Below are 26,215 nucleotides of genomic sequence, written 5' to 3'. Positions count from 1 at the left end.
TTACTATAAAACGTTTAAAAGAAAATGCTGATCAATTGATTTCACTTTAAGTTTTCAAAGAATACACGGATAACGTCGGCTCCGCCTAAGAAGGTCCCCAACGTTCCTCCCAAGTTAGTCAAAACAATTACCAGCAAGACCCGTGTCACCTTATTTGCCCAAAAACCTTTAATCGTAAAAACATCTGCAGAAAGCGTTTCAAAGTCACCAACACTTGGGCGGCGAAAAAATGCTTGAACAATTCCTGAAACCCAACCGGCCGCTATCAGTGGATGCAAGGTAGTAATAGGGGCTGATACAAAGGCCGCTAAAATGGCCAGCGGGTGTCCAAGAGCCACCGCAGCACCAATAGCTGACAGGCTACCTGTCCATAAGACCCAGCTTAACGCTTGATCGAAACCGGCAGATGGATTTGCGATAAAGGTGTAGGCGATAATTGATAATAGAAGAATCGGAATTGCCCATCCGATAATTTTTGGGATTTTTGATTTTGGTGGTGTTTGCGCTAATGCGACTAAATCATGGTCATTATAGATTTCTTTTGTAATCCCTGGAACATGTGCTGCACCAATGACTGCAACGACCTTTTTACCTGGTGCATCTTTGATTTTCTGTGCTAAATACTGGTCTCTCTCATCGATTAAGGGCGTCTTTAACCTTGGAAATGATTCCGTAAAGTCAGTTAGAACGGCATTTAGCGTGTCCTTTGATTTCATTTTCTCCAATTCTTCTTCAGAAATCGTCTCTTTGCTGAAGATACTATAAAAAACCGACATCAGAAGCTGACTTTTCCCCTTAAGTCCAATATTCCCCCAAATTCGGGAAAAAGTAATTTGGATATTACGGTCAGCCAGCACCAAATTTGCACCGACTTCTTTTGCTGATTCAATCCCCTGAATCATTTCCTGTCCAGGTTTAATATCAAATTGCTTTGCCAAACGATTTTGAAAGGAGGATATTGCCAGATTCATTAAGAGCAATGTAGCTTTCTTCTCTTTAATCACCTTGAAAATATCCGTTTCTTTCCACTTATTACTATCCATTATAGATTGAAACCTTTGTTCATCCAATTCAATGCATACTGAATCGGGTCTTTCCTTGTCGATTACCTCTTTTACTTGTTCTGCACTTTGCTTGGAAACATGGGCAGTTCCAATAAGTATTAGTTCTCTACCGTCTAATTCTATTCTCGTAATGTTAGTCTCTTGCATTGACAAACTTCCTTTATGAACTTATTTCTTCTGAGCAACCTTAAGCCAAGGTTTACTAAAAAGACGGTCTAGTTATTATAATGAATCAGTTTGAATGAAATTTCAATTATCTTTCATTATTAATATAATGAAAGTCACCCTCATGGATAATGACTATTAAATATGATACGTAAAGTCCTCGGGCAATACCCTTTTTAAAAATTTCTGTGTTCGTTCTTCCTTTGGATTTACAAAGATTTCATGGGGTGCTCCTTCCTCTACTACGACTCCCCCATCCATAAATATTACTTTGTTAGCTACATCCTTCGCAAAACCCATTTCATGTGTGACAACTAACATAGTTGTTCCTTCTTTCGCGATATTCTTCATAACTGTCAAAACTTCCCCGACTAATTCTGGATCCAATGCAGAAGTTGGTTCGTCAAATAAAATAATGTCTGGATTCAAAGCAACTGCTCTTGCAATGCCTACCCTTTGCTGCTGCCCTCCCGATAATTCACTGGGATATGCATTGTATTTATCCGATAGCCCCACTTTATCCAACGCTTTTTTCCCTATCTCAACCGCTTCTGCTGTCGGGGTTTTTCTTCCGATAATAAGTCCTTCTGTAACGTTTTCTAAAGCTGTTTTATTATTGAACAAATTATTGTTTTGAAATACAAAAGCGATTTTCTGTCTAATCTGATGGATTTGTTTTTTGGATGCTGTTTTTAAATTCACGTCTATATCCCCAAAAATAGCACGGCCTTGATCCGCTTTTTCTAAAAAATTGATACATCTCAGTAATGTTGTCTTACCGGATCCACTTGGCCCCAGTATAACAACAACATCGCCTTTATCTATTGTTACGTCAACACCTTTTAAGATTTCAGTTTTACCGAATGACTTATGGATATCTCTAATTTCTAACATGCTTCGGATCCCTCCTTTTCATACTTAAACGACTGACGGTTTATATTTACTCAAACGTTTTTCATATAGTTTAAATGCGAATTCGACTGCACTGCATAACAGTAAATAGACAAGAAAGATATCGATATAGGCCTCAACATAATTGTAGCCTACGTTCGCTGCCACTTTTGCTTTCAGCGTAATTTCTTGTAATGACATTGCATACCCGAGAGATGTCGCTTTGATTAAGTTGACTGTCGCTGTACAGATATTCGGCATTGCAACGACCAATGCCTGTGGAATAATAATTCTTCTGTACGCTTGCACATTCGTTAGCCCCACTGATTGGGCAGCTTCCAACTGCCCCTTGTTCACCGTGCTTAGTGCAGAGCGAAAAACTTCAATCAGGACCGCTGTAGTGTTAAAAGTGAAGACAATGAATGCGTACCAAATTGGATTCACATCATACACATTCATCCCAATATTAAACTTTGTAAATAGTGAACTTAGCAATAAGGGGACACTACTATAGACGATGAAAATCTGAATGATAATTGGGGTTCCTCTGACAAAAGAAACGTATACTTGTGCAAAACGATGTAACACGGGAATTCGATTGATTCTTGTTAGTGCCAGTAAAAATCCTAACGGCAACGCAAAGAGCAAAGCTACAATTGTAATGAATAGCGCTATAGGAACACCTGATAATGCGATAAAAAATGTATCTACTAAAAACTTGTAATTTAATCCTTCAGACACTTTCTCACCCCCTTATGCAGTTTTCAATCCTTGTTTCCCCTTACTAAATACTTTCTCTAATTTTAAGAAGAACTGTTCAATTGCTATTGAAAGTATCCAGTAAATAATTGCTAATGCAAGAAATATTTCTAATGCATGTGCGTTATAGTTGCCCGCAATAATAAGATTTGCTTTTCCGACAACATCTATCAACCCGATTGTATAAGCTAACGATCCTTCTTGAAGTACTGCCAGCAAGCTGTTTCCAAAGTTCGGTAATGCGACTACAAAAGCTTGGGGAAATACGATTCGTCTATAAGCCTTTGAATTGCTTAGCCCAACACTTACTGCGGCCTCAAATTGTCCCTTGTCAATTGATTGAAAAGCTGAGCGCATGACCTCGGACATAGCCGCCGCAAATTGAAGTGTAAAAGTGATTATGACAAATACAGCTGTGTGTATATTGTTCAAATTCAGACCGACACGATCACCGATTGCAGGAAGTCCATAATATACTAAAAAAAGGAGTACGATAGAGGGTGTACACCTTAATATCGTTGTATAACCATTAGCTACCTTCCTTGCAAATTTACTTTTCCCTATTTTCGCCGCCGTTAAGATAAAGCCCAGGAACGTACCGAACAGGACGGAAAGACCTGCAACCATAAATGTCATTTTTAAAAAAGGAATTAGTAGTGGGATGGACTCCCATATATATGATGCGTCAAAATACTTCTCCATGTATCCACCCCGCTTTCATTTTCAAATTGTAACCATTTGATTGACAAAGGCTGTTGAGCATATCGCACACCCAACAGCCTTTATATCTTTAGCGTTATCTCTCTACAGCGTCCAACACTTCAAACAAATCTCTGCCGTAAAACGATGTGCTTAATTCACTTGTCTTCTTTTCTTCTTTCAATTGTTTAACTGCTTGATCATAGGCATCCGCAAATTCCTGTTCTTTCTTATTGAATAAAGGCCATGTTTTTATGACTGCAAATTCATTGTAAACAACCTCGTCTGCCAGATTATGATACGGGCCATCTTCAGCAGTCACTTGCTTTTCAAAAGGACCCTCAATGATAACACCACCATCTACGCGACCTTCATTCACCCACTGAACAACGTCAACTGTGAAAGCATCTCCAGCTTTCAACTGCACTTTATTACCCGGATTTTCTTTGTTATATTCATCAATTACAGTGTATTGAGCATTATTAGCTGCAATAGGTGCCAACGAAAAGCCGGCAGAAGCGAAGTCTGATAGGGATTTGATATGTTCATTCTCTTTCTTAAGCACAAGACCCGCACTGCTTAAGCCGATAAATTCTTTCGGGAAGATAAATTTTTCTGTTCTTTCCTGTGTCCAAAATGCATTTTTAACCCCTACCTGGTATTTCCCTTGTTCGACACCCACAAGTAGGTCATCGCTTGTCGTTCCAACGTACTCAAATTCGTATTGTGGAAGTAATTCATCAACTAGTTTCATCACTTCAACATCATATCCAGTTGCATTTCCTTTTTCATCCAACCAGGACATTGGTTTTGAAGCTTGATCATAGGCGATTTTTACTTTTTGTATGTCTGAATCATTACCATCGGCCGCTTTACTTGAGTTACATCCAGCTAAAATAGTAGTTAATGCTAAACCAATTGCCGCAAGTTGAAACACGCTTCTTCTTCTCATCATGAAATCCCCTTTTTCGCTTCAATCCAATATGCTTACATTTGGATAGCGTTTTTTATTGTATCTTGTTCAATTGCAGTCAGTGCCAATTTCTTAATTGTCATATCGTCCATAGGAGGATTGTGCAAACCTGCCCTGACATCCCGATAATAGCGCTGTAATGGATTCGTCCGTTGAAGACTTTTTGCACCTACAATTCTCATTGCTTTATCGACAATCGTAATGGCTGAATTCGTAATGGTGTGCTTGACAACAGCGACCTCATTTGTCAGATAGCCTCTTCGTGATTCATCATCATAGGCCTCCGCCACACTATAAATCAGATGCCTTGCCTGGATTAATTCCAAATCAATTTCTCCTAGTAATTGTTGAACATTTGGCAATTGACTAATTGGTCCATTCAGGCTGTTAGGTGAATAATTATTTGCAAAATGCACAGCATAATCACGTGCTGCCTGTGCAATTCCTAGATAACATGCTGGGATGTGAAGAAGCCAACCACTAAACGGAGCGCCACTTGGCTTGTCAGGAAGTTCAACAAGTTTTGACTCTTCGACTTTGACATTATCGAGAACGAGATCGTGACTTCCAGTTCCTCTCATTGAAATGACGTCCCATGTATGATCAATTGTTAGTCCTTCTAAATCTTTGTGAAGCAGGAAGAATCCTACTTGTTGTTGTTCTTCAATCCACGCAGATGTTAGAAAATATGTTAATACTGGAGAAGCCGTTGTAAATGTTTTACGTCCCGATAATACCCATGAACCATCTTGTTTTACCGCATTTGTACCAGGACGTCCTCCCCGAGTTGGACTCCCTGTTTGTGCTTCACTCACAGAGCGGTTCACTAAAGCTCCATTCAGAACTTCCTTGGCAAAGAATTCAAGATTTTTATCATTCCATAACCCTTTTCCGAAAAGTTCTCCTACAACTCCGAGATTCCATCCGATGGAAAGTGCTGTATTTCCATCAAAACTCGCTAATGTTTCTTGAAGGAGTACCATATCGTACACCTTTAACCCTTCTCCGCCGTAAGCTGTTGGAATTGTACTACTCGTATAACCCATTTGGATTAACTCTTGAATGTTTTCCGTAGGGAAGATGGCTAACTCATCAGTTTGTGCTGACGTATTTTTGAAATTCATTTCTTTCTTATACAACTTCTCTAACCAAGTCTTTTGACGTTCTGTTTTGACAAATATGCTATTCACCATTTCTCCCCCTAATGTCTTCTAATGAAGCTAAGCTATCTTTTAATTAGTAGTTTATATTATGCTAATCATTCCGATAGGTTTCATCGGAATTTAACTAATAGTAAGCTACGAATAATTACTCTGTCAAGATAATTCGCTTTTTTATGAATTTACGATAAAAAATACCCCTTTCTAAATCGAAAGAGGTATTAGCTATTATATGGTTAAAAGATTACTTAACTAACAGCCTCATACACGATGCCAATTTAATCAGAAATACAGACATCTGTAATTAAATTGTAGCCATTTTCATTGATTATAATATGATATTCTTTATTGCGCACTAACGGGCAGTAAGACCCCCCACTTCAAGTCTTCAAGGACACGAGATGAATAAGTGGGATCCCCCCCTCTGATTGAAGATAACCTTCATTGCGCTCATATTAGTTCAGATTAAATGAAAGGCGAAAAAGTATTTTCAACATATATGCATCAAGCGTTAATTTGTAATTTTTATAGACATAAAAACTACTTTCAAGACTTTATGCCATAGAAGGAGGCGCTGCAATTATTCTACTTTTGACAAAAATCGTCTTGTCCTTTCCTCTTTTGGAGTTTGAAATATTTCTGCTGACGTTCCTTGCTCAACAATTAATCCTTCATCCATAAATACGATTCTATCGGCGACATCTTTCGCAAAGTTCATTTCATGTGTCACAATTATCATAGTCATTCCCTCTTGAGCCAAATCTTTAATAACTTGCAAAACTTCACGAACAAGTTCTGGGTCGAGAGCAGAAGTAGGTTCATCAAAGAGCATAACCAACGGATTCAATGCAAGCGACCTAGCGATTGCTACCCTTTGCTGTTGGCCACCCGACAGTTGGGCTGGATAATGATCACATCGGTCCCCAAGTCCAACTTTAATAAGCAATGCTTCTGCTAATTGCCTCGCCTCGACCGGCTTAGTTCCATGAATAGTAATTGGCCCTTCCATTACATTTTCAATGGCGGTTTTATGAGGGAATAGATTGAACGACTGAAACACAAATCCTGTTTTTTTCCTTAATTCTCTTATCATTTTTTTTCGTTTGCGTTCTATTTTTCCACCTGCAAGCACTGTAAACTCACCAATTTCAATGATTCCATCGGATGGCTCCTCCAAGAAAGTTAAACAACGTAAAAAAGTTGATTTCCCAGATCCACTTGGCCCCATTATTACGACCACTTCACTCTTATTTATAGTTAGGTCGATTCCCTGCAAAACTTCATTCAATCCAAAGCTCTTTTTCAAATTGGTAATTTGAATAATACTCATGGTTTTCTCCTCACATTAGTATTTTCAAATATTTTATTTAACGAACTAAATAGTTGGATGTTTTAATCTCTAGTTTGTTTAATAGCGTTGTAAAGAATGTTATGAGAACCCAATAAATTGCAGCGGCAATTAAATAAATCGTGAGGGGTTCAAATGTTTTTGCGATTATCAAGCTCGACATTTGTAATAATTCCGTTACAGTGATGACAGAGACAAGTGAAGTATCTTTAATAAGCACGATAAATGTGTTTGACAATGTGGGAATAGCAATTCGTAGACTTTGTGGCAGTATTATTCTCCTCAATGCTTGTGAATAGGTCATTCCCATTGACATTGACGCTTCCATTTGCCCATTGTCCACAGCAAGTATTGATGCTCGAAAAGATTCAGACAGATAAGCACCTGCATTTAGACTCAAGGCTAAGATCCCTGATGATATCGGATCTAAAGCAATTCCTACTTGCGGTAAACCATAGTAGATAACAAAAATTTGCACAAGAAGCGGCGTTCCACGGATTATTGAAATGTAGGTACTAGCGATCCCATTTAAGATTTTAACTTTTACTATCCTTACGATTGCGGTGAAAAAACCAATAATGAGTGCAATTACTATTGATATAGCTGCCAAAAAAATGGTCATCAACGTAGCCTTAAGTAGAGATGGTAATGAATCAATAATGATTGTGGCGTCCATACATCCTCCCCCTGTCAGACAAGCTACTCAGTAAAACCATTGACTATACTATGGTTGCCTCTTTGCGTTCAATTTCAATTCCTAAACTGGCCAACTCTTCAATAAATGGTTGAAACCGATCTTTGATGATTATGCTTTCTATTGGAACAACACCTGTCTCAGTTATTTTTTTCATAGCAATCCATTTGGCTGCCAATGAAGCAGGAATAGCAGTAGTTTTTGCCATTGAAGTGATATTCCGGCCATGATCATAGTAGTCAATCATTTCCCAAGTATACTTTGTGGACTTTCCACCTTTAACCCCGCTTACCTCAACCCTTACCACAGTAATATCTTCATTCGAATCTCCAACCATTTTTGTTGCTAGTATTTTTTCTGCTAATGCACGAGGCGTAGTTGTAATTCCATCAATTGTAATGGGATCGATATCTAAAAAACCTAATTCGCCTAAAACACTCATTTTCCCCCAATGTCCTGGATAGCGAACCGTTTTTTCATATAAATTTTTCACTTTATCTTTTAAAATGAACGCTGTGCTATGTGCATCTGTAATAACAGCTTCACAGACACCTACCGGATCTGGAAAAATAATCTTCTCTAGCCCTGAAAGAGGAGGCAACTTTACAAGTTTTCCATCTTTAACGGCCATTGCAGGTTTTGTATAAAGACCTAATACGCTTTCAAGACGGAAAACTACTTGATACCATAGTGGTGGAACAGGATATCTTGGAATGCCACCGCAAGTCATGATTGCCTCTTCTGCTTCATCTAACATCTCAATACCTTGCGCAGCTAAAAAGTTTGTTATTCCGGGAGCAACACCACAGCCAGGGATGATGATTACACCTGCTTCTTGTGCTTCGTTATCCAATGCTATTTTTTCATTAAAGTTTGATCCGACAAGGTCCACTAGATGGCATTTTGCTTTTATTGCAGCTTTTACGGCTAATAAGCTCAAAGAGTGTGGTAGACATGCCACAGCTACGTCTACATCTTTTAGCACTTTTGCAATATCATCCTCAGTTTCTAACGTGGCCACTTTCCCTATCACTTTGGGATTATTGGCGATTTCTAAACACTTATCAATACTCCCTTGACTAACATCAACAGCTGTAATTGCATCAATACCAGTAAATTTAGCAATTTCACTAACTACTGTCGTACCTATCATTCCGGTTCCCAATATGGCAATGTGCAAATTAATCTGCCCCCAATACTTGGTTTTTACATGTAATAAAACATAGAGCAATCAATATCTCCCCTTTGATCACTCTATGCTTACTTTTATTTGTCTAAAGGCTCTGTTCCAAACCATTTTTTATAAATATCATTATATGTTCCATCCTCTTTCATTTCACTCAATGCTTTATTTACTTCCGTAATAAAATCTTCGTTTCCCTTATTAACTGCCATCCCTATTTCATCTTTATTTACTATGTCACTTGTAATTTTTAATGGAAGGCTATTTTCTTTAATATTGTAGGCCATTAATAACTGGTCGTTGATAATGACATCCAACCTTTTATTCGTAAGGTCTTGAATATAGTCACTTACAGCTTTGTATAATTTCACGTCAGCACCTTCGACGCTATTCGCAACTTCTTCAAAAGTTGTTCCACCACCAACGCCGACTTTCTTGCCTTTAATGTCCTCAAGTTTTGTAATGTCATCGGTATCTTCACGAGTTATTAATACGGAACCAGTTATGACATACGGGTCAGTGAAATCAACGCTTTTTTTGCGTTCTTCCGTTACAGTCATCTGCCCAATGATGATATCAAATTTATCGGCCTTTAGACCGCCGATTAGTCCATCCCATTTTGTTGCAATAAAGTTGGCTTTAACACCTAATTTTTTGGCTATTTCATTGGAGATATCTACGTCAAAACCTTGAAACTCATCTTTGTCATTTAAAAAATTAAAAGGAGGATATGTGCCTTCGAAAGCTACATTCAATACTTTCGATTTTTCAATACGATCCAACACGCCTTTTCCGCTGCTTTCTTTTTCTTGCCCTTTTTCGTTATCTGTACCACAACCCACAATAATACCAATCATAAAAATCGTGATTAGTACCAAAATTAGATTCTTCTTCATTTCTTTTCCCCCTTCTATTTACATACTATTTTCATCTGTTTTCTCCATTTTTCATCAGATAAAACAGTTTAGTCTCATGTGAATTGAAAACGCTTACTAGCTTTCCATACACACTAGAATGGCAATAGAAACTAAAGAATCATACAACTAAAATACTGATAAAGTCACTGTTAATATAATCTATCCTGCCAATTTCCCCGTACTCAGTAGCGCAACTACCATCTTTCCTATTCCTTTATTATCGAACAAAGGTATTTGAAAGTCAATCTACATATCTAATAATTCAATAATTTCTGTAAATTTAACAAGTAAAAATTACCATATTTTGTATAGATTCATATCCTCAATAAATCGTTAAACATCGTGCGGTGTAGGCAGTGTTTTTTTCAATTATCGAACAAGAATATAGTCCAATTAAAATCGATTACTCAATAATTCGTAACAAGTTAATAGACTTTTGAGCGCTTTGGAACTCCAATTATAGCCATTCCGATGGAAATTGCCGTGTGCTAAACAACGGGAATTTGGACAGGTCCCTAACAAGAGAAATTCATTCTTTTTTCCTCTCGCCTCGTACTAAACAAAGCCAACACTAAAAATATGATATGAATTTTAAAAAACTCCTCCTTCTAATGTGCAAAAAACTTAGCACATCAGAAGGAGGAGTACAGACGTTACACCAGATCAATTAGAAAGAAATGACCGTATTTTAAGGGAATTAAGTGACCATTAATATTCATATAGCCACTTCTTTTCCTTTTGCCTTATACATCGCCCCATCTGCAATTTGTATCAACTCTTGAAAATCTTGCCCATCATCCGGATAAATCGAAAAGCCAAGAGATACTCCTACAGATGGGAATTCATCAAAGTTCTCATTTTCCAATTTTCGTTGAAATTCCTGTATATAATCTGACTCAAAATCATTAGTACTTGTAGGTACTAGAATCAAAAATTCATCTCCACCCCAACGTGCTACCCTATCACTCTTCTTAACAGACTTGTTTATAATATAGGCAAGATGGATCAATAGTTCATCACCTTTATGATGTCCATATGTATCGTTAATTTCTTTAAATTTGTTGAGGTCGATCATAATGACACCTAATTTTTGATCCTTGTTTCTAATTGTTCGTGTGATTTCCCGAAAATATTTTTCTACCGTTCGACGGTTGTAAGTATCCGTTAAAGGATCTTTTTCAGAGTAGTATTTTACTCGATCGAACTGCATTCCACACCACAAAGCAACCCATAAAAAGATGAATGTCAAAATAAAAAAGTTCGCTTTAAATGGAAGCTCCAAATATTGATGATAATAAAAATACCGTAGAATATTGAATAAACTAACTACTAACATCGCGATTATTCTACCACTATATTTCATGTTATTCACTCATCTCCATATTTCCTATAGGTATAATACACCACTAAAGAACTACCCGCGACTTAATATGACAATCAACACATACTGAAAAACGATTGCAGCTATTTTGCAATCGTTTTTCAGTATGTATATAACTTTGAAACGTTTTACTTTTTATTTGCCGTCTCCCAAACGTTTTCAAGCCATGCTTCAAATTCATCGCCTTTGTCACCTTCATAGGTATCATACAAATCAAGTCTCATATTTTTCAACTTTTCTTTGTACTCTTCGAACGAGTGATCTCTTGGCAAGCTTTTCTTAATTCGAAGGAAAACTTTGTTGGCATCTTTAATCAGTTCAAATCGATTTCGTGGTGGTAATTCAACATCTTCACCAAATTTCACAAGATTACGGTGAGAGGCTTCTACCACTTTATATACGGCATCGTTGTTCATTCTGTGTAAAAGTACATCGATAGTCCGTTTATGTTTCCATTGTCCTAATTCTTCAATAGCTTCTAAACGTAGTCTCCAATTCGATGCTCGGTTAACTGCCTTCCGTAATTCATCGTAATTTGGCGGCATTTCGTTTTTAATTCCATTAGTCAAGTGATCCAATCTCCTTCTATTTCAATATCCTGTTTAGTTAAGGGTAACGCTACATATTAAATACAATACCCTTCAATATGTATTGTACCATTATCTGCTGAACTACATACCTTTTTTCATGTAATCATCTGTTCATATTCCGTTCACCTAGTCAGATTATAGTTAAGTTATTAAGAAATACGGGGGGCGCAAAGATGAATATTGCATGGAAAGAAATTAAGAAGAATAAAACAAAATTTATTATTTTAGGATCAATCATTTTTCTCGTCAGCTTTTTAACATTTATCATCTCGGGGTTATCGAACGGTTTATCCCAAGATAACGCAGCGTTAATTAAAGATTTACCAGATGGTCAATTTTACATGAACGCTGATGCAAACGAAACATACAACCTTTCAAGAATAGATGAAAGCGTACAAACCACTGTTTTAAATGAACAAAAAGATGCAGCTGCACTCTCCATTCAGATGGGTTTTGTCAACGATATGGACGACAAGCAGTATAGTATAGCTTTCGTTACTTCAACAGATTCAAAATCGTTTGAATCTGTCGGTAAAGGAGAAGTCATCCTAGATCGTTCATTAGAAGATGAAGGGATTAAGGTTGGCGATATATTAACCAATAATCAGTTCAGTGGTGAATTTAAAGTAATGGGCTTTGTTGAACAAAAGAAATACAGCCATGCGCCTGTTGCTTTTATTAACATGGAAAACTATAAAGAAATTTACCGTGTCAATGAAATGCAATTGATTTTTGTACCAGGTACAGAACATGCACCAGTGGTGACGGGTTTACAATCATTTTCAAATAAAGAATTCCTCAATACAATTCCAAGTTACAGTGCAGAACAGATGTCACTTAATATGATCATTTGGTTTTTGGTTGCCATTAGCGGAATGTTGTTCGCAATATTCTTCTACATGATGAACGTTCAAAAGATTGGATTATATGGCATCTTAAAAGCACTTGGCGTTAAAACAAGCAGATTGTTCGGTATGATGTGGTACCAGATGATTTTCATCACCGTGATTGCACTTGGACTGTCAGTTGCTTTAAGCCAAGGCTTCTCTTTAATTGCACCTCAAGGAATGCCATTTAGTTTAACACTTGAAACAACTGTTCAATTATCGGTTGTATTCCTTATCATTGGCTTTATAGGGGCGACGCTGTCCGGTCTGCAAATTAAAAAAGTAGAATCATTGCAAGCTATCCAACAAGGAGAGGTTTAATATGACGATTTTCACAATTGATGAAGTTACAAAAACATTTACGAATGGTGAAGTGGACGAACAAGTATTAAAAGGGATTAATATTTCACTTCGAGAAGGTGAAATAACAGCGTTAGTAGGCGCTTCAGGCTCTGGTAAAAGTACGATTCTTACAATAGCAGCGGGACTTCAAAGTGCAACGGACGGAAAAGTGCTATTTGAAGGTCAAAACATGACTGACATGAATCAGGATCAGATCAGAAAAATTAGAGCGAGCGAGTTCGGATTTGTCTTTCAATCCTCACACCTAGTCCCTTTTCTAACCGTAGAAGAACAATTATTGCTGATGCTTGACGTTTCTGAAACCAAGCTTAAAAAACGTGAACAAAAAGTGGAAGTCGAAAAAATCCTCAAATTGGTGGATATGAATCATCGAAAAGATGCCTACCCTGCTTCATTATCAGGGGGTGAAAAACAGCGTGTGGCAATTGCCCGTGCGATTATCCACAAACCGAAGATGTTGTTTGCAGATGAGCCGACAGCAAGCCTAGATTCTAAAAGATCGAAAGACGTCATGACATTGATCCGTGAGTTGACGAAAACATTGAACATTACAACGTTGATGGTAACTCATGATGAAGAAATGCTTTCTTTTGCGGATCATATCATTACAATGAAAGATGGATTGGTGTTATCTTAGAAAAATGCACCCTTGTATAACCGGGAAATTAAAAGTGATAAAACCGCTCAAATATTTTTTGCGAGATAGATTTCCATGAAAGTATAGTTAATTTTTTTCCTTACTATATCCTGAATAAAGATTGCCCGAAACAGCCATTCTCTTACATGGCTGTTTTTATTCTTATCTCATATATTTATGTTTTTCAAACAAGTGTGCAAATGGATACTCTTATTTTTTGCGGAAGTATAAAATCCTATTAGCTTTCACCCGGATTTTTCTGATGAAAGTAATTAGGTTTAACGACGTCATTGCTATAAGGTTTGTGAAAGACATGAGTCGTTGCAGGCGAAAGCGGTGGAATCAGCCAAGTCCAATTTCCTGTGATACCTCGCCCTACTGTACACTCATTTTTTTCAAAACTTTTAAATTGCTTGGCGGCAGTATGATGGTCGACTAACGTAACACCCGCTTTTTGATAAGAATTCAACACCGCAATATTTAGTTCTACTAGCGCTTTATCCTTCCATAGTGAACGGTTTGATCTTGTATCCAGTCCCATCAACTCTGCAACTTTTGGGAGTAGATTATAACGATCTTCATCCGCCAAATTTCTCGCACCGATTTCGGTTCCCATATACCATCCATTAAATGGAGCGGTCGGATAGTTAATCCCACCAATCTCCAACCGCATATCCGAGATAATTGGCACCGCATACCATTTTATACCCAGTTCTTCAAAACACTCTAGTTGTGGATGGGTAATCGTCACTTCTTTTACTAGTTTTTTTGGTATTTCAATGATTCGGGGCGATTCTCCTTCCAATTGAAAGACAAGAGGAAGAACATCATAAGGAGTCCTCTCCCCTTTCCAACCTAACATTTCGCACATCCTCGTAAATTCAACTGATGTGGAATCTCCAATAATCTGTTCAGCCTCTTCATATCCTGCGTAGCGTATAAGCTGATGGTTCCATATTCGTATCGGATCAATTCCGCCATGTCGTGGTGGGAAAATCGTAATCGATGAACGAATTTTTCCGTCATTTGTCGCATATTCAATATGGTTCAATAATGCGCTGTACACATCTTCAGCGGTTTCTAATGCCCTCTCGTCAAACACTTGAAGCCTGTCCCAAAATAAACGTCCAATACAACGATTATTATTACGCCAAGCCATTCTAGCTCCATGTTGAAGTTCTTGCGAAGTATGGCTATACGTTCCAGTTTCATTTATTTCACTTCGCACTTCCTCTATTCGCTTCATCTGTTGCTCTGTTGTCATCCCAAGTTCTGCATAACATCTATGTATGAATTGCTCGGCTTCTAGATGTAATCTATGTTTTTCAGTCTGTAAACTCAAAGTTCATCATCTCCAATATTGCCAGTATACCATTCAAAATGAGCTTGTTTCTTCTTCAATATAGCCAACTTTTCGAACTTTGTATTTTAATTAATGGAACACATAAAGTACTAGATCTCCCCTGGACTTACACATGTGTTGATTAACCAAAATTCACCAAAAAGACTTACTCAAATATCAAGTACTCCGTGTATAGTTGCTTTTGGTTCGCTTTGAATTGAACCACTTCTATACCATTATCGAGATGCCTTGAATAATTCATCGAAAGCGGACCGGAAATGATCCAGTGAATATGGAGTTTTTCAATCCTTTATTACCTGCACGTAATTCAATAAAATGGTTAATCAACAGACGTTTTATTTCTCCAAAAAAAACGCAAACCAATAGGTAATCGGTTTGCGCTGTTTCATTATGATCCCATTTTTCTACGGGCACTGCTAACTTTTTTTGCTTGTTGGCTTTGCATTTTTTTAGCAGATTGTGCTGGATTGCCTTTTGCGTTGTTATCAGCAGTTTGGTTCTTCTTCGCTTCTAACTGTTGTTGTATCACTTCTTTTAAGCTTATCTTTTTCTTTGGCGCTTCGTGTTCATTTGTTTCATTGTTTTCAGTCATTTAAAATCCTCCTTACTATTGAATAATGATTGATTTTACTTCTCTCTAGTATAACCGAAATTCGATGACTACTGGGGATTTTCTAAAATTAATTAAAAAACCTATAGTTTTTCTATTTTATCAGTCAATTCACATACGGAAATAGCATACGATTAGTCCCTAGACCATAATGCGTTCAATTTGAACAATTAAAACATAAATCATGACCTATATGATGACAAGAGTCCTTTTTTATATAGGAATGCAACGATTTTCCTTTCTAATAATAACTGTTTTTGCAAGTTCTTGAAAAGTGTTCAAAAGTAACCTCCACAAATTAATGAAAGATGAAAAAAATCACCGAACAATTGGCAAGCTCTCTCAAACAACAATCGTTGGTATTAAAATAAAGCCAGAGAATTAAATAATGTATCGACGATTTTAACTGTATTTCTACTTTGAAGTATAGGTGCTACAGGCTGAAGGTCAATAATCCTGAGTTTCAACTCTCCCTGCCCCTTTCCTTCACAGCAAGTCACATTCCTGTACATGATAATTTTCATATTGTAAAGTAATTGATGAAATGTAGTAAGTAGAGGAAGTGGAATCATGTTAAAAAATGCTTTAGGACGTTTTCGTTTGATTGGTATATTGGAAGGCAGTTCACTACTGATCCTATTGTTTATCGCAATGCCATTAAAGTATTGGTTCGGTATGAAGAGTGCAGTAACAATCGTCGGAACACTTCATGGCTATATATTTCTAGCTTATATCGCAGCAATTGTATATACGATGATTAAGGTGAAATGGCCGTTTAGGTTTACGATTGGTGCCCTTCTTTCAGCATTTATCCCCTTTGGCAATTTCATTTTGGACAGACGACTCAAAAACTTGAAAACGAACTAAAAATATATTTATATGTTGAACTAATGATTCTATATAATCTCCAGCAAAGGCATCCCCGAGCGTTGTTGAGAGGATTCTTTATGCCAACATATTATAGTATAATAGATTCTGTCAAAAAAAAGCGAAGCCCATTTCAATAAAAGGGGCTTCGCTTTTTTTAATTTGCTTACGCAAGCCTATTTACTCTTTTATCTCAATTACTGTTGAATTATTTCCGGTTCACCCTAAAAATGAAGATTAAGAATAATAAGCAATCCCCTACCTTATTTTTCCAACAAATGGTTTATTTTCAGTATTATGATTAGATTATTGAAAGCTAGCTTTATACAAATTAATTAGATTTAAATAAAATTCTTGTTAATGGTAACTTTTTGCTTTATTATAGAAAAATGTTATGGAGTAATCCGTAATTAATGATACTTAAGGAGAGTGGTATGATGAGGAATTATACAAAAGAAGACATTCGCAAATTTGTAGGAGAAGAAAATGTGAATTTCGTTCGACTTCAATTCACAGATATTTTAGGTATGATCAAAAACGTGGAAATTCCCATCAGCCAGCTCGATAAGGCGCTTAACAATAAAATGATGTTCGACGGCTCTTCAATTGAAGGATTTGTGCGTATCGAGGAATCCGATATGTACCTCATACCAGATCTTAACACATGGATGGTGTTCCCTTGGCCCTCAGGAAAAGGAAGGGTAGCACGTCTTATCTGTGATATTTCTCTTGCCAATGGTTCTCCGTTTACAGGTGATCCTCGTGGCAATTTAAAACGTGTATTGACAGAAATGAAGGAGCTTGGATTTACTGATTTCAATCTGGGACCAGAACCAGAATTCTTCTTATTCAAGCTCGATGAAAATATGCAACCGACAATGGAATTGAATGACAACGGCGGCTATTTCGATCTTGCACCAATGGACCTTGGAGAAAACTGTCGACGAGATATCGTCTTGGAGTTAGAGGAAATGGGCTTCGAGGTTGAAGCATCGCACCATGAGTGCGCTCCAGGACAACACGAAATCGACTTTAAATATGCGGATGTTCTTACCGCTTGTGACAACATTCAAACATTCAAACTCGTCGTCAAAACAATTGCTCGTAAACATGGCTTGCACGCAACGTTCATGCCAAAACCCCTTTTCGGTGTCAGCGGATCAGGTATGCATTGTAATGTTTCCCTATTCAAAGACGGTGAAAATGCCTTTGTTGACGAAAATGGTGAATTACAATTAAGTACAACAGCATATCAGTTCATGGCTGGCGTTCTCGAACATGTTCCTGGATTTACAGCAATTACAAATCCAACAGTTAACTCTTATAAGCGACTTGTTCCCGGCTACGAAGCGCCCTGTTACATCGCCTGGTCTGCCCAAAACCGCAGCCCTCTTATCCGAATTCCAGCATCTCGGGGAATCAGCACTCGCATCGAAGTCCGTTCCGTCGACTCGGCTGCAAACCCATATCTTGCAATGGCGGCTATATTAAAAGCAGGTTTAAATGGCATTAAACGTGAACTCGAACCGCCAATGCCAGTCGACCGCAATATTTACGAAATGAAACCTTTCGAACTTCAAGAATTAGGTATCGGGACACTACCTACTGACCTTGACCATGCACTCATCGCGCTAGGTAAGGATGAAATTATCCAAGAAGCTCTTGGCAATCACATTTTCACAAACTTTATGGCAGAGAAAAAATTAGAATGGGAAAGTTACCGAATTACCGTACACCCTTGGGAAGTTGAACGTTATATGAAGATCTATTGATAAAAAGGTCTCGTAAGAAGATAACAGACTTTTAAACCATTGAAACTTCGATACCCCCGATTCGGTAATATGGGATACTCACCATTCAATGCCTCTCTTTGCGTGTTTGTACAGTAGATGCTATCGACACATAGGAATAAGCAAAAAGAGTCCACGAAAGCTCTTTTTGCTTATTTTTTAATTATTTGTATAACAAAAAGTAGTTATTAAACTCAAAAGGAAATGGAATCAGATTTTATACGTTTTGCCAATCACTATTAAATATTTTGACATACTACCTAAATTGTTGTAAATTATTAAAGTGCGAACGTTCAAAACTAAACGAATGATATTATTCGGATTTCGAGGTGCTATCTATGGAAAACGTATTTGATTACGAAGATATCCAGCTGATTCCTGCAAAGTGTGTGGTAAATAGTCGTTCTGAGTGTGACACTTCTATACTACTTGGCGGACATACATTTAAAATTCCAGTTGTACCAGCAAATATGCAAACAATTATTGATGAAAGTATCGCTATCCAATTAGCTGAAAGTGGTTACTTCTATATTATGCATCGTTTTAACCCAGAAAAACGAGCAAACTTTGTTAAAGACATGCAATCACGTAGTTTAATCGCTTCTATTAGCGTTGGTGTTAAAGATGAGGACTACACTTTCATTGTACAACTAGCTGCTGACGAACTTACACCTGAATTCATCACAATCGACATTGCTCATGGACATTCCAATGCAGTCATTAATATGATTCAACATATTAAAAAGCATCTGCCTGAAAGCTTTGTCATCGCTGGTAACGTTGGCACACCAGAAGCCGTACGCGAACTTGAAAATGCCGGGGCAGATGCTACGAAAGTTGGTATTGGACCTGGTAAAGTATGTATTACAAAAATAAAAACAGGCTTCGGTACAGGCGGTTGGCAGTTAGCTGCACTACGTTGGTGTGCGAAAGCAGCTACTAAACCTATCATCGCAGACGGCGGCATACGTACACACGGTGACATTGCTAAATCGGTACGTTTCGGTGCTTCAATGGTCATGATCGGTTCTCTATTTGCTGGACACGAAGAATCTCCCGGTCAAACAATTGAAAAAGATGGACAACGTTTCAAAGAATACTTTGGATCAGCCTCTGAATTCCAAAAGGGCGAAAAGAAAAACGTTGAAGGTAAAAAAATGTACGTCGAATATAAAGGTCCACTAATGGACACTTTAGACGAAATGCAACAAGATTTACAATCGTCCATCTCCTATGCTGGCGGTAGCAAACTTGAAGCCATCCGAACAGTGGATTATGTCATTGTAAAAAACTCCATTTTTAATGGAGATAAAGTGTACTGAAAATTTATAGCTATTAAAAATCCAATCAAGATATTTTATATCTTGATTGGATTTTCTATTTAGGGAGATCTTAATTGAATGAAAACAACATCAAGATTATTACTGACAGCTCAGTATTTTCATTTTAACTTCCATGATAAAACAAGTTCTAAATGCGTTTTGCGTACTTCAGAGTATTCAATCCACTTCGCGCATCTTTTAACAACAGCCTCATTTGTAACCCTCGCACTTAATATTACTTATTACAAAAAAATCGAAACTGCACTATACATCAATAACAATGCCATCACAATATTAAATTGCTTTCTATAATCCGAGAGGAATTTCTGAAATATCGAACCAAAAAGGCTCCAACAACAAGTGCTCATTATACCGACGAAACCTAGAAACAACGAAAATAGTAGTAAGTCAATTGTTGAACTATAATATGGAAGAATGAACGTTGCAATTACCGTAATACCATATAAAACACCTTTCGGATTGACAAACTGTAACAGCATCCCTGCCAAAAAACTGTTATATTTACCGCCCTCATCACCATTAGTACTAGTCGAACTAGTAATTATTTTGATTGCCAGATACAGCATATAGGCCGCACCTAGAAGCATCATAGGCAACTCAATTTTCGGAATGAAGTTATGTAGGATTAGATTAAAGTAACTCGATAATATCATGATGACAAAAAAACCTGCGCCTACGCCTAGGCAAAATCGAAGTGTCTTCTTAAATCCATACTGATTCGCAAATAACATCGCCATAATATTATTCGGACCTGGCGTAAAACTCATGACAAAAACATACAACAAGAATGTTAGTACTGGCATATTCGACCTCCCCCTAATGAATATGTTATACTGTCCATAACAGGCACTATAACGTTTTCTTTTTATTGTACAGTTCAGACGTTATATTGTACAGAGAAATAGGAGTGTTTTAAAAATGGAAATTCATCTTATCATTGCCAAGAATTTAAAAGCAATAAGGGAGAGTAAAAAATTAAGTCTTGAAAAAGTGGCTGAATTGACTGGTGTAAGTAAAACAATGATCGGTCAAATTGAACGTGGCGAATCAGCTCCAACCATTACAACTATCTGGAAAATAGCCAATGGTTTGAAAGTTTCTTTTACTTCACTCATCAATCACCCTCAGCCCGACACAATAATAGTATCGAAAAGTGATATTCAAATCTTGTCCGAAGATAATGGAAAATATCGAGTATACCCCCATTTTCCATTTGATGAAGACAAACGCTTTGAAGTGTATGCAGTTGAGATAGACAAAGGTGGATTCCTAAGTGCAGATTCACATATGGAGGGGACCGAAGAGCTATTAACAATTTTTGAGGGGGAGCTAACGGTACGTGTAAATTACGAGGAGTATACCATTGAAAGCGGTGATTCCATCCGATTTAAAGCCGACAGACCCCATAGCTATCATAATTCAGGAGAAACATTGACTCGTTTAAGTATGGTATTGTACTACCCAAATTAAAAAGGGGCTGTCCATGAGTTGTAAATTATCGGCTGATGGGACAGCCTCTTTGTACCAATGCAATTATTAATCTTGCCTGCTACGTTTAATTTCCTAATGCTTTTCTATTCCACTCACTGTGGGATTTGCTCTATCTTTTCATGCACATGTAACTGTTTTATCCACAAGAATCGAGAAGCACTCTACACTAATCGTATTTATATATTACAATGATAATTTCTTGGAAAATCGAACCATAGCCTTGACAGTCAAGCAAAACCTATCCCCCTCAATCAAATCCATAGCTTGTAAAAGTTACTTCAATCTAAAATTAACCCCCTCTTCTGCAAATCATTTGCGGATTTGTTTATCTAAGCATAAGCAATCGATATCCTTACTAATTTTGTAAAAACCAGGTTCTTAGCGAATTTAGGGAAATTTAATATAAAAAAAGGGTTTCCTACTGTACAATATATCAGTTTGACTGATGTGAACAATTTTCGAACAGAATATTCTCCATCAGGCCACTGAAAAATAAGCCGTTGAGATATTCTCAACGGCTTATTTTTCACTAGAAATTACACTTGATTCAATTGTTTATTTTCATTTTTTCTTGCACTGCTTTTTCAAGACGGTTCTTCTCTTTTACGAATTGTTCGTGCGATTGACTTTGTTGTTCACGTTCGAGCTGTTTTTGCGTCTGGTAATCACTGTAATTTCCTGAATAGACATGTACTACTCCGTCATTCACTTCCCATACTGTGGTAACGAGCGAGTCTAAAACAGCGCGGTCATGGCTAATTAATACTAGTACCCCGTAGTAATAGCGCAGTTCATCGAGTAAAAAAGATATACCTTCTTGATCTAAATGCGTAGTCGGCTCATCAATCAATAGTGCTTCGTAATAAAGCGTAAACAACTGTGCCAACTTCAACCTTGTTTGCTCACCACCACTTAGCTCTTCAGAATATTGCGGAACTGCCAATCTTCCAAGTAAGGCCCCGTCCGCTTCTACAACAGTGGGGCCCAGTTGCTCAAAGTAACCGCCCTCCACATGAAGTTTCACTGTTCAACGTGTCGGTTTAATATTATTAGCTAGCAATTTCAATAATGTACTTTTCCCAGCACCATTTTTCCCAACAATACCAATCCGGTCAAATTGATGGACAGTTAACCGTTCAATTTTCAATATTTCTTTATCTAAATAAGTCATTTCAACATTTTTTATTTCAAAACAGATTTGTTCCAAATTCACTACCTCCGAAATATTATAATTTCGTACCGATAGCTAGAATCGATACGAGCTTCTATTTCAAGCTCGTATTAAAAGAATAATAAAAATTGCATGTCGCTTCCTCCTACTTCACTTTTATAGTCACTGCCGCAATTAGAACAATAAGGAGACCTGCCGCGCTAAAGAAGACGGCTACATTCGTGAGTTCCGTAAAAAATCCAGCTAAACCTAATCCAATTGGTGCTGCCAATAACGATAGACTTGTCACAAAACTGAATACCCGTCCAAGCAATTGAGGTTCAATTTCCGCTTGGATAAAAGCATAGAATGGCGCTGAAAATAATGGACCAGCTAAACCGACTAAAAAACTCATCACTACGAACACATAGAACATCGACGGCAAAAGCAGACCGGAAATAAATAAGGAAATGCCCATCAAGATCATGCCTGCTGCCATTGTTTTAACCTTATCGAACCGATCTCCCAGTACACCTAAAAACGAAGCGCCTACAATCAAACCAATTGCAAATACGATCTCAACGATACCTGCTTCTACTACGCCTTTTTCAAAATGATTCCGTACGTTAAGCGGGAAATAAGTTCCAACGGGAATGAATAGAACAGCTACAACAATCATCACGATGGTTAGCTTTAGGACAAGGCGATGTTTCACAATCGCATGATAGCCTTATTTCATTTCAGCTATCAAGTTATCAGTGGCCATTTCTTCTGTTCTTGTTACGCTCGGAATTCGGATGAACAATAGCACGCTACAAGCGATAATAGCGCCAAAAACATCGAACAATAACACCCATTCAAGGGAGCTAACTGCCAGTAACGACACCCCTACTACGGGTCCTGCAATATTGGTCATTGAACTCACCATCTGCCCCCAGCCTGCAACCTTTGTAAGATGCTCTTTTGGTGCAAGCAATGGTACAGAAGCTTGCATTGCCGGCATATGAAAAGCAGTCGCAAGGGATCGAACAATTAACACAAGTATGACTAACGTGATATTTGGCTCGCTATAATACATCCATAAAAACAAGAATAAACTACCCAGTGCAATAATCAGATCTGCTAAAATCATCATCACTTTACGGGAATGACGATCAACAATCGTCCCTGCAAATGGACCGAGCAAGGCTTGCGGTAAAAAGCCGGCTATCCCAGCCAGTGCTAATACAAGTGGAGAACCCGTTGTATCTGTCAACCACCAAATAATACTAAATTGAACAGCGGCACTACTCAGCAATGAGAAAAACTGTCCTGTATATAACGCAATAAATTTTCGTTTCCAATTTCTATTTTCCATTATAATCGATACCTCCTGAATTTGCGTATCGATTCTTCACCGATACGAGCTTGACTTACTAAGCCCGTATCAATAGAAAAGTAACATCATCATAGTGAAATCCCTCCAAATCATAAAATCACAATACGACTGCTTAGAAACGACTATAGCACCTGTCTCCCTGAGTCTATAAAAAAAGTACGCATTTTACTGCGTACTTAAAAAATGGTAAAGATATCTGTAGAGCGATAAAGCTTCTACTTCCTATCTAACCTAGTACGCACAACAAATAACCCCTCAAAAGAGTGGTTAACAAAATATGTACATATCGATCAGTATAGTTGTAAAAATCCCACCTCTATCGCTCCTTTCAAAGCTTAAATTATACTAACTTGTTCCTAATGTTATGTCAATGCATATCACGTTCTTCCATCCCCTCCCAGTTGCGTTCTTGAGGCTTTCGATTTCCCTTCAATACTAATCCAACTCTATTTTTAAGACTAATGGTTTACAATACTTTTCCTTTTGCATAAAAATCATGATCCTCTTTATTCATCTCATCACCTAACGCCTATATTATTGCAGAATCAATAGCTGACTTAACAGCATCAAGACTGTTCTTGCTTATTGGTGTCAGATTCACATTGCATACTCCTGTTTTTGGTAAATCCAGTTCCACTTTTTGTGCTGATTCAAAGTCGTACGTTAGATATTCATCTTGGGATCGACCCCTTCATAAAAAGATAATAATATACTTATATGCATTTCGGAATAAAGGTCGAGAGATGGTTTCTCCCGACCTTTATTAATTATTTATTTCCCAGTTTCAGCAAAGTACCTAATACGATCACCAATTTCATTACGAACACGTTGGAAAAAAGCCCACTTCTCTTCATTCGTTCCTTCTGCCTTTGCAGGATCATCAAATCCCCAATGATCACGCTTTACATGGGGTGGTGTCATCGGACACTTGTCAGCAGCATCCCCACAAAGCGTGACGATAAAATCTGCATCATTTAAGATTTGTGGATCAATACTATCCGAAGTTTGATTCGAAATGTCGACGCCAGCCTCATTCATGGCTTTGACAGCATTTGGATTAACTCCATGTGCTTCAATTCCAGCACTGAGAACCTGCCATTCTTCACCAAGATACTTTTTGCCCCAACCTTCAGCCATTTGGCTACGGCATGAGTTACCTGTACATAAGAAATAGAGTGTTTTTTTCGACATAATTAAAGCCACCTTTTGTGTTTTATTGTATGATTGACAGCCATAAATACAGTCCTATTAGTGTAATCAGAAGTGTAGGAACCGTTAAAATAATTCCGATTTTAAAATAGCTACCCCAAGATATCTTCACACCTTTTTGAGATAAAACATGTAGCCATAGTAAAGTGGCCAACGAACCGATTGGCGTTATTTTGGGACCTAAATCCGATCCGATGATATTTGCATAAATCAAAGCCTCGCGAATAGGACCTGTCGTAGTCGTTTCTGATATAGCTAACGCGTTAATCATGACCGTAGGCATATTATTCATAAGTGAGGACAATATCGCTGCAATAAATCCCATAGAAATCGTTGCAATAAAGAGTCCTTGATTGGCTGCCAATTGAATGACATCGCCCAATACAGCTGTAAGACCAACATTACGCAATCCGTAGACAACAACGTACATCCCAACAGAGAAGAAAACGATGGCCCAAGGTGCCCCTTTAAGTACTTGCTTCGTGTGTACAGCTGGACTTCTTTGTGCCATGGCCATAAAGAATATCGCCGTAAGCCCAGCAATAATAGAAACAGGCAATCCCGTAAACCCACTAGAGAAATAACCTAAGAGTAATACGCTTAAAATCAGCCAAGTTAGTCGGAACATTTTTATATCCTTGATAGCATCCTTCGGTTCTTTTAAATCCGAGACATCATAGTCTTTAGGAATACTTTTACGGAAGAATAACAACAACACTAAAATGCTCGCAACTAATGCAAATAAATTCGGAACAATCATTCTGGTTGCATATTCAACAAATCCGATACCGAAAAAGTCTGCTGAAACAATATTGACTAAGTTACTCACAACTAATGGCAACGAAGTGGTATCAGCTATAAAACCACTGGCAATAATAAATGGAAAAATCATCTTTTCATTGAAATTCAAATTTCTTACCATTGCAAGAACAATTGGCGTTAGTATTAATGCAGCCCCATCGTTTGCGAACAAAGCCGCAACAACTGCACCTAAAATACTGACGTAAACAAACATGCGAATCCCACTGCCTTTAGCTAATCTAGCCATATGTAAGGCAGCCCACTCAAAGAATCCGATTTCATCTAAGATCAATGAGATGATTATAATGGCGATGAAAGCAAGAGTAGCATTCCATACAATCCCTGTAACATCAATAACGTCTTGAAAGTTAACCACTCCTACTAATAAAGCGATTATTGCTCCAATACAAGCGGACCATCCAATTGATAAATTTCTAGGCTGCCAAATAACAAAAATAATTGTAATGATGAATATCAATGATGCCATTATTACTGAAACCAA

General features: G+C 37.6%; 25 protein-coding genes and 1 pseudogene. 6 read left to right on the top strand and 20 right to left on the bottom strand.

All coding sequences use genetic code 11. The features are described 5' to 3' along the window. Positions 1–41: 41 nt before the first annotated feature. The 12 genes from H7992_RS11985 to H7992_RS11930 form a co-directional block, all read right to left on the bottom strand. Entirely contained in the window at positions 42–1,211 is a 1,170-nt protein-coding gene (locus H7992_RS11985) for a TraB/GumN family protein (RefSeq protein WP_067208930.1), read from the bottom strand. A 156-nt stretch (positions 1,212–1,367) separates the two neighbouring features. After that, positions 1,368–2,123, bottom strand: coding sequence for an amino acid ABC transporter ATP-binding protein (locus tag H7992_RS11980; RefSeq protein WP_187047697.1), 756 nt, complete (start codon positions 2,121–2,123; stop codon positions 1,368–1,370). A 24-nt stretch (positions 2,124–2,147) separates the two neighbouring features. Then, positions 2,148–2,861, bottom strand: a complete 714-nt coding sequence (locus tag H7992_RS11975) for an amino acid ABC transporter permease (RefSeq protein ID WP_067208928.1) — start codon at positions 2,859–2,861, stop codon at positions 2,148–2,150. 12 nt (positions 2,862–2,873) lie between these two features. Continuing rightward, complete coding sequence (locus H7992_RS11970) at positions 2,874–3,581, bottom strand: amino acid ABC transporter permease (protein WP_187047696.1); 708 nt, start codon at positions 3,579–3,581, stop codon at positions 2,874–2,876. Between the two features lie 94 nt (positions 3,582–3,675). Continuing rightward, positions 3,676–4,533 carry a transporter substrate-binding domain-containing protein gene (locus tag H7992_RS11965; RefSeq protein ID WP_255428658.1) on the bottom strand — a complete coding sequence of 286 codons (858 nt, stop codon included), beginning with the start codon at positions 4,531–4,533 and terminating at the stop codon, positions 3,676–3,678. Between the two features lie 32 nt (positions 4,534–4,565). Beyond that, positions 4,566–5,744 carry an acyl-CoA dehydrogenase family protein gene (locus H7992_RS11960; protein ID WP_370569988.1) on the bottom strand — a complete coding sequence of 393 codons (1,179 nt, stop codon included), beginning with the start codon at positions 5,742–5,744 and terminating at the stop codon, positions 4,566–4,568. A 547-nt stretch (positions 5,745–6,291) separates the two neighbouring features. Continuing rightward, a complete protein-coding gene (locus H7992_RS11955; RefSeq protein ID WP_187047876.1) occupies positions 6,292–7,035 on the bottom strand; it encodes an amino acid ABC transporter ATP-binding protein in 744 nt (247 codons plus the stop codon). Between the two features lie 43 nt (positions 7,036–7,078). Beyond that, positions 7,079–7,735: an amino acid ABC transporter permease gene (locus H7992_RS11950; protein WP_067208918.1), complete on the bottom strand. Its 657-nt coding sequence runs from the start codon at positions 7,733–7,735 to the stop codon at positions 7,079–7,081. Between the two features lie 43 nt (positions 7,736–7,778). Continuing rightward, the gene (locus H7992_RS11945) at positions 7,779–8,933 is read right to left on the bottom strand and encodes a saccharopine dehydrogenase family protein (protein WP_187047875.1); all 1,155 of its coding nucleotides are present in this window, start codon (positions 8,931–8,933) and stop codon (positions 7,779–7,781) included. 86 nt (positions 8,934–9,019) lie between these two features. Further along, entirely contained in the window at positions 9,020–9,832 is an 813-nt protein-coding gene (locus H7992_RS11940; RefSeq protein WP_187047695.1) for a transporter substrate-binding domain-containing protein, read from the bottom strand. A 736-nt stretch (positions 9,833–10,568) separates the two neighbouring features. Beyond that, on the bottom strand, positions 10,569–11,216 hold the full coding sequence (locus H7992_RS11935) for a GGDEF domain-containing protein (protein WP_187047874.1): 648 nt from the start codon (positions 11,214–11,216) through the stop codon (positions 10,569–10,571). 146 nt (positions 11,217–11,362) lie between these two features. Next, complete coding sequence (locus H7992_RS11930; RefSeq protein ID WP_187047873.1) at positions 11,363–11,779, bottom strand: HEAT repeat domain-containing protein; 417 nt, start codon at positions 11,777–11,779, stop codon at positions 11,363–11,365. A gap of 218 nt (positions 11,780–11,997) precedes the next feature. On the opposite strand from H7992_RS11930, the gene H7992_RS11925 reads away from it, so the two are divergent. Together H7992_RS11925 and H7992_RS11920 are read left to right on the top strand one after the other, a co-directional pair. Continuing rightward, positions 11,998–13,032 (top strand): ABC transporter permease, encoded by a 1,035-nt coding sequence (locus H7992_RS11925; RefSeq protein ID WP_187047694.1) that lies wholly within the window; start codon positions 11,998–12,000, stop codon positions 13,030–13,032. Between the two features lies 1 nt (position 13,033). Further along, the gene (locus H7992_RS11920) at positions 13,034–13,711 is read left to right on the top strand and encodes an ABC transporter ATP-binding protein (protein WP_067208901.1); all 678 of its coding nucleotides are present in this window, start codon (positions 13,034–13,036) and stop codon (positions 13,709–13,711) included. Positions 13,712–13,949: 238 nt separating this feature from the next. On the opposite strand, the gene H7992_RS11915 is transcribed toward H7992_RS11920, so the two are convergent. Together H7992_RS11915 and H7992_RS11910 are read right to left on the bottom strand one after the other, a co-directional pair. Next, entirely contained in the window at positions 13,950–14,975 is a 1,026-nt protein-coding gene (locus H7992_RS11915) for a nitric oxide synthase oxygenase (protein ID WP_067213935.1), read from the bottom strand. 487 nt (positions 14,976–15,462) lie between these two features. Continuing rightward, the gene (locus H7992_RS11910) at positions 15,463–15,666 is read right to left on the bottom strand and encodes a hypothetical protein (RefSeq protein ID WP_067208898.1); all 204 of its coding nucleotides are present in this window, start codon (positions 15,664–15,666) and stop codon (positions 15,463–15,465) included. Positions 15,667–16,254: 588 nt separating this feature from the next. Here H7992_RS11910 and H7992_RS11905 point away from each other — a divergent pair. The 3 genes from H7992_RS11905 to guaC all read left to right on the top strand — a co-directional run bounded on the left by H7992_RS11905 (position 16,255) and on the right by guaC (position 19,663). Continuing rightward, a complete protein-coding gene (locus tag H7992_RS11905; protein WP_187047693.1) occupies positions 16,255–16,551 on the top strand; it encodes a DUF3817 domain-containing protein in 297 nt (98 codons plus the stop codon). Between the two features lie 437 nt (positions 16,552–16,988). Further along, on the top strand, positions 16,989–18,323 hold the full coding sequence (gene glnA / locus H7992_RS11900; RefSeq protein ID WP_067208894.1) for a type I glutamate--ammonia ligase: 1,335 nt from the start codon (positions 16,989–16,991) through the stop codon (positions 18,321–18,323). A 356-nt stretch (positions 18,324–18,679) separates the two neighbouring features. Next, entirely contained in the window at positions 18,680–19,663 is a 984-nt protein-coding gene (guaC, locus tag H7992_RS11895) for a GMP reductase (protein WP_187047692.1), read from the top strand. A gap of 242 nt (positions 19,664–19,905) precedes the next feature. Here guaC and H7992_RS11890 read toward each other — a convergent pair whose 3' ends face one another. After that, the gene (locus H7992_RS11890) at positions 19,906–20,487 is read right to left on the bottom strand and encodes a LysE family transporter (RefSeq protein WP_067208889.1); all 582 of its coding nucleotides are present in this window, start codon (positions 20,485–20,487) and stop codon (positions 19,906–19,908) included. A gap of 115 nt (positions 20,488–20,602) precedes the next feature. On the opposite strand from H7992_RS11890, the gene H7992_RS11885 reads away from it, so the two are divergent. Continuing rightward, positions 20,603–21,154, top strand: a complete 552-nt coding sequence (locus H7992_RS11885; RefSeq protein ID WP_067208887.1) for a helix-turn-helix domain-containing protein — start codon at positions 20,603–20,605, stop codon at positions 21,152–21,154. 580 nt (positions 21,155–21,734) lie between these two features. Here H7992_RS11885 and H7992_RS11880 read toward each other — a convergent pair. The 5 genes and pseudogenes from H7992_RS11880 to H7992_RS11865 all read right to left on the bottom strand — a co-directional run. Then, a pseudogene (locus H7992_RS11880) lies at positions 21,735–22,382 on the bottom strand (ATP-binding cassette domain-containing protein); the annotation flags it as partial. Positions 22,383–22,491: 109 nt separating this feature from the next. Next, a complete protein-coding gene (locus H7992_RS24970) occupies positions 22,492–23,040 on the bottom strand; it encodes an MFS transporter (protein WP_304627126.1) in 549 nt (182 codons plus the stop codon). 15 nt (positions 23,041–23,055) lie between these two features. Continuing rightward, a complete protein-coding gene (locus tag H7992_RS24965; protein ID WP_304627125.1) occupies positions 23,056–23,682 on the bottom strand; it encodes an MFS transporter in 627 nt (208 codons plus the stop codon). Between the two features lie 792 nt (positions 23,683–24,474). Then, the gene (gene arsC, locus H7992_RS11870) at positions 24,475–24,894 is read right to left on the bottom strand and encodes an arsenate reductase (thioredoxin) (RefSeq protein ID WP_067208883.1); all 420 of its coding nucleotides are present in this window, start codon (positions 24,892–24,894) and stop codon (positions 24,475–24,477) included. Positions 24,895–24,916: 22 nt separating this feature from the next. After that, positions 24,917–26,215, bottom strand: coding sequence for an arsenic transporter (locus H7992_RS11865; protein ID WP_304627124.1), 1,299 nt, complete (start codon positions 26,213–26,215; stop codon positions 24,917–24,919).

It is taken from the genome of Sporosarcina sp. resist, from assembly GCF_014302295.1.
In the GTDB taxonomy this organism is placed as follows: Bacteria; Bacillota; Bacilli; order Bacillales_A; family Planococcaceae; genus Sporosarcina; species Sporosarcina psychrophila.
Note: the sequence above shows the minus strand (reverse complement) of the source record. Positions and strands in the feature narration are given on the sequence as shown.

Coding starts and splice junctions, on each gene's coding strand:
- H7992_RS24965 (WP_304627125.1), bottom strand. CDS start 23,682: ATGGAAAATAGAAATTGGAAACGAAAATTTATTGCGTTATATACAGGA.
- H7992_RS11935 (WP_187047874.1), bottom strand. CDS start 11,216: ATGAAATATAGTGGTAGAATAATCGCGATGTTAGTAGTTAGTTTATTC.
- H7992_RS11970 (WP_187047696.1), bottom strand. CDS start 3,581: ATGGAGAAGTATTTTGACGCATCATATATATGGGAGTCCATCCCACTA.
- guaC (WP_187047692.1), top strand. CDS start 18,680: ATGGAAAACGTATTTGATTACGAAGATATCCAGCTGATTCCTGCAAAG.
- H7992_RS11980 (WP_187047697.1), bottom strand. CDS start 2,123: ATGTTAGAAATTAGAGATATCCATAAGTCATTCGGTAAAACTGAAATC.
- H7992_RS11905 (WP_187047693.1), top strand. CDS start 16,255: ATGTTAAAAAATGCTTTAGGACGTTTTCGTTTGATTGGTATATTGGAA.
- H7992_RS11965 (WP_255428658.1), bottom strand. CDS start 4,533: ATGATGAGAAGAAGAAGCGTGTTTCAACTTGCGGCAATTGGTTTAGCA.
- H7992_RS11925 (WP_187047694.1), top strand. CDS start 11,998: ATGAATATTGCATGGAAAGAAATTAAGAAGAATAAAACAAAATTTATT.
- H7992_RS11910 (WP_067208898.1), bottom strand. CDS start 15,666: ATGACTGAAAACAATGAAACAAATGAACACGAAGCGCCAAAGAAAAAG.
- H7992_RS11985 (WP_067208930.1), bottom strand. CDS start 1,211: ATGCAAGAGACTAACATTACGAGAATAGAATTAGACGGTAGAGAACTA.
- H7992_RS11930 (WP_187047873.1), bottom strand. CDS start 11,779: ATGCCGCCAAATTACGATGAATTACGGAAGGCAGTTAACCGAGCATCG.
- H7992_RS11940 (WP_187047695.1), bottom strand. CDS start 9,832: ATGAAGAAGAATCTAATTTTGGTACTAATCACGATTTTTATGATTGGT.
- glnA (WP_067208894.1), top strand. CDS start 16,989: ATGAGGAATTATACAAAAGAAGACATTCGCAAATTTGTAGGAGAAGAA.
- H7992_RS11915 (WP_067213935.1), bottom strand. CDS start 14,975: ATGACAACAGAGCAACAGATGAAGCGAATAGAGGAAGTGCGAAGTGAA.
- H7992_RS11950 (WP_067208918.1), bottom strand. CDS start 7,735: ATGGACGCCACAATCATTATTGATTCATTACCATCTCTACTTAAGGCT.
- H7992_RS11890 (WP_067208889.1), bottom strand. CDS start 20,487: ATGCCAGTACTAACATTCTTGTTGTATGTTTTTGTCATGAGTTTTACG.
- H7992_RS11885 (WP_067208887.1), top strand. CDS start 20,603: ATGGAAATTCATCTTATCATTGCCAAGAATTTAAAAGCAATAAGGGAG.
- H7992_RS11920 (WP_067208901.1), top strand. CDS start 13,034: ATGACGATTTTCACAATTGATGAAGTTACAAAAACATTTACGAATGGT.
- arsC (WP_067208883.1), bottom strand. CDS start 24,894: ATGTCGAAAAAAACACTCTATTTCTTATGTACAGGTAACTCATGCCGT.
- H7992_RS11960 (WP_370569988.1), bottom strand. CDS start 5,744: ATGGTGAATAGCATATTTGTCAAAACAGAACGTCAAAAGACTTGGTTA.